The sequence below is a fragment of the Micromonospora sp. BL1 genome, assembly GCF_003667485.1.
Classification (GTDB): domain Bacteria; phylum Actinomycetota; class Actinomycetes; order Mycobacteriales; family Micromonosporaceae; genus Micromonospora; species Micromonospora tulbaghiae.
On record NZ_RCVK01000272.1, the window covers coordinates 24,288 to 37,092 of the forward strand.

Below are 12,805 nucleotides of genomic sequence, written 5' to 3' on the forward strand. Positions count from 1 at the left end.
ATGATCGAGGCCACCGGCCTACGCAAGTCCTTCCGGGTCGGGCGCGGGCGCGGCGCCACCAACGTCGACGCGGTACGCGGTGTCGACTTCGCGGTGGGGCGCGGCGAGATCGTCGGTTTCCTCGGCCCGAACGGCGCGGGCAAGTCCACCACGCTGCGGATGCTCGCCACGCTGATCCGGCCCAGCGGGGGAGCGGCCACCATCGCCGGTGTCGACCTGCTGCGCGCGCCCGCGCAGGTCCGGCGGCGGATCGGTTTCGTGGCGCAGGCCAGCGGCACCTACGACGACTCCACCGCCCGGCGGGACCTGGTGCTCCAGGCCCGGATGCACGGGCTGTCGAAGTCGGTCGCCCGGGAGCTGGCTGTCGGGGCGATCCGCGCGTTCCAGCTCGACGACTTCGCCGACCGCAAGATCAAGACGTACTCGGGCGGGCAGCGCCGCCGCCTCGACGTGGCGCTCGGCGTCATCCACTCGCCGCAGGTCATGTTCCTGGACGAGCCCACCGCCGGGCTGGACCCGCCCAGCCGGGTCCGGATGTGGCAGGAGGTGCGGCGGCTGCGCGAGGAGGGCATGACCATCTTCCTCACCACGCACTACCTGGACGAGGCCGACAGCCTCTGCGACCGGGTCTCGATCATCGACGCCGGGCGGATCGTGGCCGAGGGCACCCCGTCGGCGCTCAAACGGGAGATCTCCGGCGACGTGGTCGCCGTCGACTTCGCCGCCGCCGACGTCGCGGGCGAGACCGGCGACCTGCCGGCCGCGACGAAGCTGCTGGCCGAGGCGCCGTACGTGCACGCGGCCGAGCCGGTCGACGGCACGCTGCGGCTCTACGTGGACAGCGCCGCCACCGCCATTCCGCAGATCATGCGGGCGCTCTACGACCGGGGCATCGAGCCCGGCGCGATCGAGGCCCGCCGGCCCAGCCTCGACGACGTGTTCCTGGCCAAGACCGGCCGGTCGCTCGCCGAGTGACCGGACGCCGAGAGGAGTACGGCGTGAAGCTCGTCCGCGACACCTGGCTGATCTTCCAGCAGGAGGCCGGCCTGATGGTGCGCAACCCGGTGATGGTCGCGTTCAGCCTGGCCCAGCCGATCACCTACCTGATCCTCTTCGCGCCGTTCCTCAAGGTGGTGATGGTCGACCGGGGCGCCTCGACCTACGCCGACGCGTACCGCATCTACGTACCGGGCCTGTTCGTGGCGATGGGCCTGTTCGGTGGCCTGTTCGCCGGGTACGGGCTGCTCAGCGCGCTGCGCGCGGGCATCATCGACAGGTGCCGGGTGACGCCGGTGAGCCGGACCGGCCTGCTGCTGGGCCGGGCACTGATGCACGTGTGCCTCAACGTGGTGCAGGCCGTGGTGGTCACGCTGGTGGCGCTGCCGTTCGGCCTGCGCGTGCACCTGGCCAACCTGCTGGTGTCGTACGCGCTGCTGTCGGTGATGGTGCTGCTGAGCACCTCGATCTCGTACGACATCGCGCTGCTGGTGCGCAACGAGAACAGCCTCGGCGTGCTGGTGAACACCGTCGGGCAGCCGGTGTCGCTGCTCGCCGGCGTGCTCATCCCGCTCGTGCTGGCGCCGATGTGGATCCAGCGGGTCGCGGTGTGGAACCCGTTCGCCTGGGCCACCGACGGCATGCGGGCGCTGTTCGCCGGCCAGATCACCCAGAACGTGGTGTGGCAGGGCGCGCTCATCATGTCCGGGCTGGCCGCCGCCAGTCTGTTCTGGTCGTCGCACCTGTTCAACCGCGACGTCTCCTGACCGCGCGTACATCGACCATTGTCTCAGCGTGGCGGGCGCTCTAGCCTGATCGTGTCCCCGCTCGGCGGCCGGTACGCCGGCGGCCCGGCCGTGACGTGTGTCAGCTGAGGAGGCGACTCGTTTGGGTGCCGACAACTTCCGGGCGACGCTGGCGGCCGACATGGAGCTGGGCGCGGGCAACGTGCTGCTCCGGCTGGCCGAGCACGGCGCCGACATGCACATGCCCCGGGTGACGTTCGACGCCGACGTCGACGGCATCCCCGCCTGGACGCCGCTGTCGCTCGCCACCCTGACCGAGCGGGTCGCGGCGCGCGCGGCGTGGTTCCGGGACCGCGGCGTTCGCCGGGCCGACCCGATCGCGGTGTACGTGACCTCCGCGCCCGACGTGTTCCTCAACTTCCTGGCGCTGACCTGGCTCGGCGCGATCCCGGCGCTGATGAACGGCAACATGCCGATCCCGCTGGCCGCCGAGTTCGTCAGGCGGCTGCGCGGAACCGGGGTGCTGGTCGACGCCGACCACGCCGCCCTGGCCGAGCACGACCTCGGCGTGGAGATCCTCGGCGACGCGGCGCAGACCGGCACCGGCGACCCGGCGCAGGCGCCGCCGCACCACCGGCACCACCCCGGGGATCCGGTGGTCATCACCCACTCCTCGGGCACCACCCGGGTTCCGGCGGCGATCGTCCACTCGCACCACGGCCTGTTCGCCGCCATCCGCGCGGTCCGGCTCACCGAGTCCCGGCCGTACGGCGAGGTGCGGGAGATGTCCGCGCTGCCGGCCGCGCACGCCGCCGGCATCATCACGCTCAACCAGGCGCTCTGCAACGGCTACCAGCTGCTGTGCCTGTCCGCGCAGGGCGGTCCGTTCGAGCGCAGCGCGGAGACGATCCTGGACGTGATCGAGCGGTGGCGTCCCACCGGCGTTTTCGGCTTCGCGGTGACCTGGTCCGAGCTGGCCCGGGTCGACCTCACCACCCGCGACCTCAGCTCGGTGCGCAACTGGTTCAACACCGGTGACTGCGCGCACGAGGCGCACGTACGTCGGCTGGTCGCGGTCGGCAGCCACCCCGCGTACACCCGCGACGGCATGGTCGACGTGCCCGGCTCCAAGTTCGTCGACATGCTCGGCTCCACCGAGATGGGCCACGGCGCGTTCCGGATCACCCACCGGCTCGGCAGCGACCGCTACGACCGCTGCGTCGGCAGGCCGTACCCGTTCGCCGAGATCGCGCTGCTCGACGTGGACACCGGCGAGGAGGTCGCGCCGGGGCAGGTGGGGCACGTCGGCCTCAAGTCGCCGACGCTGGCGCTCGGCTACTGGAACGACTCGGTCACCACGTACCGCACCCGGCTGGGCGGCTACTACCTGACCGGTGACCTGATGTACCGCGACGCGGCCGGCGACTACCACCACGTTGACCGGGCCAGCGACGCGGTCGACCTGGGCGGCGGCACCTGGCTGTACACCGCGTTGTCCGAGGAGCGCATCCTCAGGCACTGCCCGGACGTCCGCGACTGCACCGTCCTCGCGGCGACGGGGGAGGACGGCACGACCGTCACCGACGTGCTGCTCCTGCTCGCCGACGACGCCGATCCGGCACAGGACCGGACCGGCCGGGTCCGGGCCGCGCTGGGGCCGGCGGTGGCCGCGACGCTGCGCCGGGTGGTGACGGTCCCCGACGACGACGTGGTGACGGGGCCGACCGGGAAGGTCCGCAAGTTCCTGATGCGACAGCGGCTGCTGGCCGACGCCGGAGCGCCCGGCGCGGGCTGACCGGGGGAGATCGACGGCTGGCGGGGGCGTGCCAGAATCCAGCCGTGTCCTACCTCCCCTCGCAGCCGTACCCGCCGATGCCCGGCGGCGTCAGCCCGCTGATCGCCTACCCGCACCCGATCACCCCGCCGCCCGGCTGCGGCGTGCTCGTCGTCTCGGTGAACCGCGGGCCGTACCTGATCCCCGTGCCGGTGACCAGCCGCTTCAAGATCGACCGTCAGGTGGTCGCGATCCCCGGCGAGGGGACCTGGCACGTCGCGGTGCCGGCCGGCTCGCACGACGTCCGGTACACCGACTTCATGGGCGTCCCGCTCGTCACCACCACGCTCGCGGTGCAGCCGGGGGCCGCGCACCACCTCGCGTTCCGCTTCGGCGGATGGCGCAACCGGGTCTACGACGGGTACGGCACCGACGTCACCCGGTTCGGCCTGTGGTCCAACTACAGCGTCATGCTGGTCCTGCTGGCCGTCCTCGGCGTGGTCTGCTGCGGGGCGTTCGGGCTGGTCCTGGGCTCGAATCCCTGACCCGGTCCGGTCGGCGACCTGGTCGCGCCGCTAGCGCAGCGACCAGGTCTGCTTCACGTTGAACACGCAGGTCCAGGCGTTCAGCGGCGCGCCCGCGGCGTGCCCGTCGACGTCCAGGCAGCGATCGGTCGCCCGGTTGAACAGCGACCGCCGGCCCTGGCTCTCGATCCACTCCCACTTCTGCGCCGGGTTGCCGCTGCACCACGCGGTCTGCACCGGTACGCCGTCGCGCTTCTCGCCCCAGGCCACGTCCAGGCAGAGGTCGCCGTTGTCCCGGACGCTGCCGTCGGACGCGAACGTCCACCACTGGGCACGCTCCTCCCGGCAGGCCCGCAGGACGACGCGTACGCCGTCCCCGCTGCCGCCGCTCGCGCACAGCCCGGTCTCCTTGCCGACGAGTTGCTTCGCGCCGGCCGGGCGGACCGGTGCGGACGGCTTCTCCGGCTCCTTCGACGTGCCCGCGGTGGGCGTCGGCGTGGACGGGCGCGCGACCGACGAGGACGGCGGCTTCGCCGTGGGCGTCGGGGTGGCGGGTGCGCCGGAACTCGCTGGCGTGCCGCGCAGCCTGCCGTCCAGGGCGTAGAAGTCGGCGAACTCCCGGACGGTACGCAGGAACGCCTGCGTCCCGGCGTCGAAGTCGCCGCCGGTGTGGCGCACGGCGTCGGTCCCGTCGCGGTACGCGGCCAGCGCCAGCAGGTCCGGATCGCCTTCGAGCGCGGCCAGTTCCCGCCGCAGCGCGCAGAGCGTGGCGCCGACCGCCGGTACGGCCGCCTGCGGATCCCACGGCGAGGCGCCGGACGGCCCGTGGGCACGCCACAGCTCGGGCCGGAACTGGGCGACGCCCTTGCGGCCGCCGTCGCCGAGCAGGTTCGGGTCGAAGCCGGAGGAGGCCATGAGCTGGGCGGCGACAGTGGCCGGCGGCACCTGCGGGCACACCGAGCCGGCCCGCACCACCAGGCGGACGTACGCGGCGGGGACCGCCTTGGGCTGCCGGCGCTCGGTTTCGCCGCCCGCCGGGCCGGTTTCGGCGAAGCCGTCCTGCCGCCCGTAGTAGGCGGCGTACCGGCTCGCCTCGTCGACGTACGGGACCGCTGCCGAGGGCACCCCCTCGGCTTCGCGGACCGCGTCGAGGCCGGTGTGGAACGCGGCGAGCGACAGCCGCCACGGGTCGCCGGGGACTGCTGCCGCGCGCAGTTGCCCGGTCAGGTCGCACATGTGGTGGGCGAGCGCGAGGATGTTGGCGGCGGCGTCCGTGCGCCGCGCGTCCGGCCACGGCGCCCAGGTCCGCCACCGCTCGTCGTCCAGGCCGGCCAGTCCCCGGCCGCCGGACGCGGTCCGTTCGGCCCGCCCGTCCAGACCCGACTCGGCCATGAGCTGCCCGGCCAGCCGTGCCGGGGTCAGCGCGGGGCAGGCGCGGGCCGCGGTCCGGATCGCGGTCAGGTGCTCGGGGGAGACCGCCCGCCCGGCCGGTTCGTCGTCAGGGGCGGCGGCGACGGTCCCGCTGAGGGCGGCGACCACCAGGATCAGCGCCGCCAGCCCGGCGGCGCCGGCGGCGACCAGGCCGCGCGGGATCCGGCGCGGGCGCGGGCCGGGGGCATCGGCTGTCACAGGGCGGTCCTTCCGGTGATGACGTACGCCGGACGGGTGTGCGACGTCCTCGGTTCACCCGGCCGGAATCGGGTCCGACTCCGGTCCGGCCGTCATTGAACCGACCGACCGGCGAGCCGTCAAATGTGGACGGTCCGGCCGCCGCCGTCGCGGCGTCCGCGGAGACGGCGACCGTGTTGATCCGGAACGAGCCCGAAAAGTTTCGGAGATTCCTCGCCTCAGACGGTGGCTCAGCGGCTGCCACCGGCCCGTCGGTGCTGATCGCACGCCCTTTCCGGCAGCCGTAACGCCCGTTCAGGGCTCGACGCGCGGTTACCACAACATTTCCGGAACTTGTTGACAGGATGAACCGGGCCTCCAATACTGTGGCCATCGGCGTATCTCGATTGACGTCGATGTCCGACCACCACCGTGGCGCGGTTGTCGCCCCGGTCCCGCCGTCCGCGGGCGGGCGAGCACACCGCGGCTCGCGCCACCCGGCTGGCCGCCCGCCAGCCGTCACAGGGAGGAAACCCGTCCATGAAAGACGCCCCCGTCCGCACGGGCATCCGCAGGCGCGGACGCCTCAGGATGGTCCTCGGCGGAGCCTGCGCCGTGGCGCTGATCGCCGCCGGGGCGACGGCGGTCACGTCCGGTCCGGCCTACGCCGACACCACCGTCACGTCGAACTCGACCGGCACCAACAACGGCTACTTCTATTCCTTCTGGAAAGACAGTGGCAACGTGTCCATGACCATGGGCAACGGCGGTCAGTACAGCACCCAGTGGAGCAACATCAACAACTTCGTCGCCGGCAAGGGCTGGAACCCGGGCGGGCGGCGGACGGTCAGCTACTCCGGCAGCTTCAACCCGTCCGGCAACGCGTACCTGACGCTCTACGGCTGGACGCGCAACCCGCTCGTCGAGTACTACATCGTGGACAGCTGGGGCAGCTGGCGCCCGCCGGGCAGCGGCTACATGGGCTCGGTGTCCTCCGACGGCGGCACGTACGACGTCTACCGCACCCAGCGGGTCAACGCCCCCTCGATCGAGGGGACGCGGACGTTCTACCAGTACTGGAGCGTCCGGCAGTCGAAGCGCGTGGGCGGCACCATCACCGCCGGCAACCACTTCGACGCCTGGTCGCGCTACGGCATGAACCTCGGCTCGCACGACTACCAGATCCTGGCCACCGAGGGCTACCAGAGCAGCGGCAACTCCAACATCACGATCGGCGGGACCAGCGGTGGCAACCCGACCACCCCGCCGCCGAACAACGGTGGCTGCACGGTCAGCGTCAGTCGGGCCGAGGAGTGGGGCGACCGGTTCAACGTGACCTTCTCGGTCAGCGGCACCAGCAACTGGGTGGTCAGCATCCAGACCCAGGGCGGGCAGAGCCTCCAGAACAGCTGGAACGCGTCCGTCAGCGGCACCAGCGGCACGCTCACCGCACGCCCGAACGGCAACGGCAACAACTTCGGCATCACGCTCTACAAGAACGGCAACAGCAACACACCGACGGCGAGCTGTTCCGCCGCCTGAGCCCTCTTCCGGGGAGGGGGTGCCGCGCGCCAGGCGCGCGGCACCCCCGTTTTCGCGTGCCCGGACCACTGTCGTGTGACAGCCGACACACCCGCGCAAAAACTTGATTCATTCCAAAAGAGCGGACTAAGGTCGTCGCATGACGGCCGACTTCGAGACGCAGCTCCGGGCGGTCTCGTTGCGGGTGACCCGGCCCCGCCTGGCGGTGCTGGCCGCGCTGCGCGACCACCCGCACGTCGACACCGACACGGTGATCGCCCTGGTCCGCGCCGACCAGCCCACCGTGTCCCACCAGGCGGTCTACGATGTGCTCCGGGCACTCACCGACGCCGGGCTGATCCGGCGCATCCAGCCGGCCGGCGCCACGGCCCGCTACGAGTCGAGGGTGGGAGACAACCACCACCACGTCGTGTGCCGTTCCTGCGGCGCCATCGCCGACGTCGAGTGCGCCGTCGGCCGCGCCCCCTGTCTCACCGCCTCGGACGACCACGGCTTCGTGGTGGACGAGGCGGAGGTCGTCTACTGGGGCACCTGTCCCGGTTGCGCGGCCGACCGTACCGCCCAGCGATCCGCCAGTTCGGAAGGAAACAGATGAGCGACACCCAGGACAACCGGCCCGTCAGCCCGCAGGGCGTGGACGCCAAGGAGGCGGCCGGCTGCCCGGTCGCGCACGACTCCGTGACCGCGCACGGCAGCGAGAGCGAGAACCCGGCGATCGACTCGCCGACCCCGAAGACCGGCGGTCGTCCGCGCAGCAACCGCGACTGGTGGCCCAACCAGCTCGACCTGTCGGTGCTGCACGCCCACTCCTCCAAGGGCAACCCGCTGGGCCCGGAGTTCAGCTACGCCAGGGAGTTCGCCAAGCTCGACGTCGAGGCGCTCAAGCGGGACATCACCGAGGTCCTCACCACCTCGCAGGACTGGTGGCCGGCCGACTTCGGCCACTACGGCGGTCTGATGATCCGGATGAGCTGGCACGCCGCCGGCACCTACCGCATCGAGGACGGCCGCGGTGGCGCCGGCGACGGCGGGCAGCGGTTCGCCCCGCTGAACAGCTGGCCGGACAACGCCAACCTGGACAAGGCCCGCCGGCTGCTCTGGCCGGTCAAGCAGAAGTACGGCCAGAAGATCTCCTGGGCCGACCTGCTGGTGCTCGCCGGCAACGTGGCCCTGGAGTCGATGGGCTTCAAGACCTTCGGCTTCGGTTTCGGCCGCGAGGACGTCTGGGAGCCGGAGGAGATCTTCTGGGGCCCCGAGGACGCCTGGCTCGGCGACGAGCGCTACGCCTCCGAGAAGGAGATGGTGGCCGGCGTCGGCGCCACCGAGATGGGCCTGATCTACGTCAACCCGGAGGGCCCGCGCGGCAACGCCGACCCGCTCGCCGCGGCGCACTTCATCCGCGAGACGTTCCGCCGGATGGCGATGAACGACGAGGAGACCGTCGCGCTGATCGCCGGCGGCCACACCTTCGGCAAGACCCACGGCGCCGGCCCCGCCGACGGCCACGTCGGCCCCGAGCCGGAGGCCGCGCCGCTGGAGTCGCAGGGCCTGGGCTGGCTGAGCACGTACGGCGAGGGCAAGGGCGGCGACACGATCACAAGCGGTCTCGAGGTGACCTGGACCGACCGCCCGACGCAGTGGAGCAACCGGTTCTTCGAGATCCTCTTCGGCTACGAGTGGGAGCTGACCACCAGCCCCGGTGGCGCCAAGCAGTGGGTCGCCAAGGACGCCGAGGCGATCATCCCGGACGCCCACGACCCGTCGAAGAAGCACCGGCCGACGATGCTGACGACCGACCTGTCGCTGCGGGTCGACCCGGCGTACGAGAAGATCTCGCGCCGGTTCCTGGAGAACCCGGACGAGTTCGCGCTGGCGTTCGCCAAGGCCTGGTACAAGCTGCTGCACCGCGACATGGGCCCGGTCAGCCGCTTCCTCGGCCCGTGGGTGCCCGAGGCCCAGCTCTGGCAGGACCCGGTGCCGGCCGTCGCGCACGAGCTGGTGAACGACGCCGACATCGCCGCGCTCAAGGCGAAGGTGCTGGAGTCCGGCCTCACCACCGCCCAGCTGGTCTCCACCGCGTGGGCCTCGGCCGCGAGCTACCGCTCCACCGACAAGCGCGGTGGCGCCAACGGCGCGCGGATCCGGCTGGAGCCGCAGCGCAACTGGGAGGTCAACCAGCCGGAGCAGCTCGCCACCGTGCTGAGCACCCTGGAGGGCATCCAGCAGGAGTTCAACGCGGCCGGCGGCGCCCAGATCTCGCTCGCCGACCTGATCGTGCTGGCCGGATCGGCCGCTGTCGAGCAGGCGGCGCGGGACGCCGGCGTCGAGGTGACGGTGCCGTTCCACGCGGGTCGTACCGACGCCACGCAGGAGCAGACCGACGTCGAGTCGTTCCGGGTGATGGAGCCGCGCGCCGACGGGTTCCGCAACTACCTGCGGCCGGGCGAGAAGACCCAGCCGGAGGTGCTGCTCATCGACCGCGCGTACATGCTGAACCTGACCGCGCCGGAGATGACCGTGCTGGTCGGCGGCCTGCGCGCGCTCGGCAACAACGTCGGCGGCGCCGCGCACGGCGTGCTCACCGACCGGCCCGGCGTGCTCACCAACGACTTCTTCGTCAACCTGCTCTCCCCGGGCACCCGGTGGAAGGCGGCGGAGTCCGAGGAGCACGTGTACGAGATCCGGGACCTGGCGACCGACCAGGTGAAGTGGACCGCCACCGCGGTCGACCTCATCTTCGGCTCCAACTCGCAGCTGCGGGCGTTGGCCGAGGTCTACGCCAGCGACGACGCGCGGGAGAAGTTCGTCCGCGACTTCGTGGCCGCCTGGACGAAGGTCATGGAGCTGGACCGCTTCGACCTGGCCTGATCCGCCGTACCTCCCCGAGCCCCGGTCCGTCGCGCCGCGACGGGCCGGGGCTCGCCCGCGTCCGGCTCAGCCCCGGCGCTCCCTGTTCCCCCGGGTGATCACGCTGAACTGGCCCTGGGACTCCATCCGCACCTCCTTGACCTGGTCCAGGCGCTCGACCCCGTGCTGGCGGAGCTGGCTGAACAGCTCGTCCTCGGTGATCAGCTCCCGGCGCATGTTGCGGTGCAGGATGCGGCCGTCGCGGACGAGCAGCAGGGGACCGGGGTTGACCAGGCGCGCGACCACGGGCCAGCGGTAGGACAGCACGTCGAGCAGGTACGCCCATCCGATGATCACGGTGACCAGGAGCACGCCGTCGGTGATGGACCGGTAGTCGTCGGCCATCGCGTTCTGCGCCGCGTCGGCGATCAGCACGATCACCAGCAGGTCGGTCACGCCGGTGCTGCCGCTCTCCCGCTTGAGCAGCACGCGCAGCAGGACGAAGATCGTCAGGTAGACGACGCTGCCCCGCAGCGCGATCTCCCACAGCGGGGTGTCGGGGATCAGCAGCTGCCGCCAGTCGCCCACGCCCGCTCCTACCCGGAACCCGCCGTCCCACACCAGGGGCGGTCACTGGTCGCCGTGGTTGCCCTCCCAGTGCCCGCCGAGGGCGGGGGTGTCGGCGCGGATCGCGGTGTGGTTGCCGTCCAGGTCGTTCTCGACCACCCGGCAGTTCAGACAACTTCCGCGCTCGGTGATCCAGATGCCGGCGGTCTGCGTGCCGGAGCCGCTGTCCCGGATCAGGTTCCCGCGTACCGTGACCGAGTCGCAGGTGGCGTTCAGCGTGACACCGGCCCGGTTCGGTGGCGGGCCCGGCAGCTCGTACGGGGTGCCGGGAGCGGGGATGTCGGCGCTCCAGGCGCTGGCGACGCCCGGCCGGTTCGACGCGAGCACGAGCGTGGTCCCGTCGTTGCTGGCGACCACCGCGAAGCGCCGCCCGACGCGGAGCACCTTGCCCCGGTGGCCGTCCTCCGGCCAGGTCGCCCGCTGGTCGACGAGCGTGTTCTCGGTGTAGCGCACCGACTCACCGCCGCCGGTGGCGGCCGGGGCGCACTGGCGGCCGTTGTTCCGGATCCGGTTGTTGATGATCACCGCGTCGCGCAGCGGGCGGTCCGACCGGATCCCGTCGAGGCTGTTGCCCCAGATGTCGTTGCTCTCGATGACGATCTCCTCGGCGGTGGCCCGGTTGCCCTCGCCGAGATCCTGGTGGTGGTAGCCGTAGCGGCCGTTGCCGGTGATCCGGTTGCCCCGCACGGTGTACGGGCCCCGGGTGTTGCCGATGTTCACCCCGTCGCGCATGTTGCCGTCGATCAGGCAGTCGGTGAGCAGGCCGCCCCGACCGGGCACACCCGTGGTGCCCTTCGCCGAGACCTGGAAGCCGGCCTCCAGGTTGCCGACCATGCTGCACCCGGTGACGATCAGGCCGTCGGCGCCCCAGTCGGAGATGCCGAACCGGTTGCCCTCGGCGTGGCAGCCGATGATCCGGATGCCACGCGGCTGGGGCCGGTCCGCGTGCTGCATCTCGACGAAGATCCCGTTCGTGGCGTTGCCGACGGCCGTGCAGTCGGCGATGATCAGCCGCTCGACCGGCCCCCACCCGCCGATGCCGATGCCGATACCGGCGCCGCCCATCTCCAGGCCGTCGTCCATCCGGCCGCACTCCAGCACGCGGACGCCCTCGATCACGGTGTCCTGGAGGAAGTCGCATCCGAACCCGGTCGCGGCGGTGTGGTGGATGAACAGGTTGCGGAACGTCCCGCCGGTCACGTACTGCAACCCCAGCCCTTTCGCCAGCGGGTTGTAGTCGGTCGACGCGACGCCGGAGCCGTCGATCTCGAAATCGGCGAACATGCAGTGGGCGAGGTGCCGGTCCGGGCTCGCCCCGTGCTGCTCGACGGTGTGGAACGCCAGCGGGACCGGCTGCGCCCGGTTGCCCTCGTTGCTCAGCACGAACCGGGTCACGCCCGGCCCGGCGCCGATCAGCGACACGCCCCTGCGCCAGACGGTGGCGGCGTCGCGGACGGCGTACACCCCGGGTGGGCAGTAGATCACCCGGGCCCGGCCGTCGGCGTCGTACGCGTCCCCGAGCCGGTCGACGAGCGCGGCGAGCGCCGGCTGGTCGTTCGTCACCCCGTCGCCGGTCAGGCCGTGTTCCCGGGCGTCGCACAGCAGCGGCGCACCGGCCACGGCGTACCGGCGGACACCGGCTGTGGTCACGGCATCTCCCCTCGGGCCGGGACGGCGCGCACGGGCACGGCGGGTGAGCCGTCCGTGAGCGGGATCTACCGACACGGTACGTGCCGGCGGCCCGCGGCAGGCCCGGATCGGCTCACGTCGGAGTCGCCGCCCGCAAACGTTGGAAAATCTGCTCGGAAGTTGCGGGTATCCCGCAAAGCGGTTCGCCGCGTCCCGCGCAGCGGGAATCGCGACCGGTGGCAGGCCGCTCAGTCCAGCGTGGATCTCCGCTGGTGGCCGCGAATTCGGACCGCTTCGTGTTGCTTGCTGGTTTCGAAAACTTTGCCGCAAGCTATTGCAAAGACTTTCATGGATAGCGCATCGTGTTCGTCACCCGGGACGGCCGCCCCACCCCCGCTCACCCTTTCGAACCCACGGAAGAGGTCCCCCAGCCATGCAATCCGTCAGGCCACACCCCCGTGGCCGCGCCGGTCGCCTGCTGCTCGCAGCCGCGCTCGTCGCGGCCACGGGGG

10 protein-coding genes are annotated in these 12,805 nt (G+C 71.9%); 7 read left to right on the plus strand and 3 right to left on the minus strand.

Annotated elements, in window-relative coordinates; all coding sequences use genetic code 11:
- The 4 genes from EAD96_RS19565 to EAD96_RS19580 all read left to right on the plus strand — a co-directional run bounded on the left by EAD96_RS19565 (window position 1) and on the right by EAD96_RS19580 (window position 4,061).
- Window positions 1-975 carry an ATP-binding cassette domain-containing protein gene (locus EAD96_RS19565; protein WP_121685340.1) on the plus strand — a complete coding sequence of 325 codons (975 nt, stop codon included), beginning with the start codon at window positions 1-3 and terminating at the stop codon, window positions 973-975.
- A gap of 23 nt (window positions 976-998) precedes the next feature.
- Window positions 999-1,763, plus strand: coding sequence for an ABC transporter permease (locus EAD96_RS19570; protein WP_121685341.1), 765 nt, complete (start codon window positions 999-1,001; stop codon window positions 1,761-1,763).
- Between the two features lie 160 nt (window positions 1,764-1,923).
- The gene (locus EAD96_RS19575) at window positions 1,924-3,537 is read left to right on the plus strand and encodes a class I adenylate-forming enzyme family protein (RefSeq protein ID WP_199733236.1); all 1,614 of its coding nucleotides are present in this window, start codon (window positions 1,924-1,926) and stop codon (window positions 3,535-3,537) included.
- Between the two features lie 44 nt (window positions 3,538-3,581).
- Window positions 3,582-4,061, plus strand: coding sequence for a hypothetical protein (locus EAD96_RS19580; RefSeq protein ID WP_121685343.1), 480 nt, complete (start codon window positions 3,582-3,584; stop codon window positions 4,059-4,061).
- 30 nt (window positions 4,062-4,091) lie between these two features.
- Here EAD96_RS19580 and EAD96_RS19585 read toward each other — a convergent pair whose 3' ends face one another.
- Window positions 4,092-5,669 (minus strand): ricin-type beta-trefoil lectin domain protein, encoded by a 1,578-nt coding sequence (locus EAD96_RS19585; RefSeq protein ID WP_121685344.1) that lies wholly within the window; start codon window positions 5,667-5,669, stop codon window positions 4,092-4,094.
- A 519-nt stretch (window positions 5,670-6,188) separates the two neighbouring features.
- Here EAD96_RS19585 and EAD96_RS19590 point away from each other — a divergent pair.
- The 3 genes from EAD96_RS19590 to katG all read left to right on the plus strand — a co-directional run bounded on the left by EAD96_RS19590 (window position 6,189) and on the right by katG (window position 10,058).
- Entirely contained in the window at window positions 6,189-7,190 is a 1,002-nt protein-coding gene (locus EAD96_RS19590) for a glycoside hydrolase family 11 protein (RefSeq protein WP_120569470.1), read from the plus strand.
- Between the two features lie 139 nt (window positions 7,191-7,329).
- Window positions 7,330-7,785 (plus strand): Fur family transcriptional regulator, encoded by a 456-nt coding sequence (locus tag EAD96_RS19595; protein WP_091417126.1) that lies wholly within the window; start codon window positions 7,330-7,332, stop codon window positions 7,783-7,785.
- On the plus strand, window positions 7,782-10,058 hold the full coding sequence (katG, locus tag EAD96_RS19600; protein WP_120569471.1) for a catalase/peroxidase HPI: 2,277 nt from the start codon (window positions 7,782-7,784) through the stop codon (window positions 10,056-10,058). Before EAD96_RS19595 ends, katG begins: the two co-directional genes overlap by 4 nt.
- Before the next feature lie 66 nt (window positions 10,059-10,124).
- Here katG and EAD96_RS19605 read toward each other — a convergent pair whose 3' ends face one another.
- On the minus strand, window positions 10,125-10,625 hold the full coding sequence (locus EAD96_RS19605) for a DUF421 domain-containing protein (protein ID WP_121685345.1): 501 nt from the start codon (window positions 10,623-10,625) through the stop codon (window positions 10,125-10,127).
- A gap of 42 nt (window positions 10,626-10,667) precedes the next feature.
- Window positions 10,668-12,314 carry a right-handed parallel beta-helix repeat-containing protein gene (locus EAD96_RS19610; protein WP_121685346.1) on the minus strand — a complete coding sequence of 549 codons (1,647 nt, stop codon included), beginning with the start codon at window positions 12,312-12,314 and terminating at the stop codon, window positions 10,668-10,670.
- Window positions 12,315-12,805: the final 491 nt, after the last annotated feature.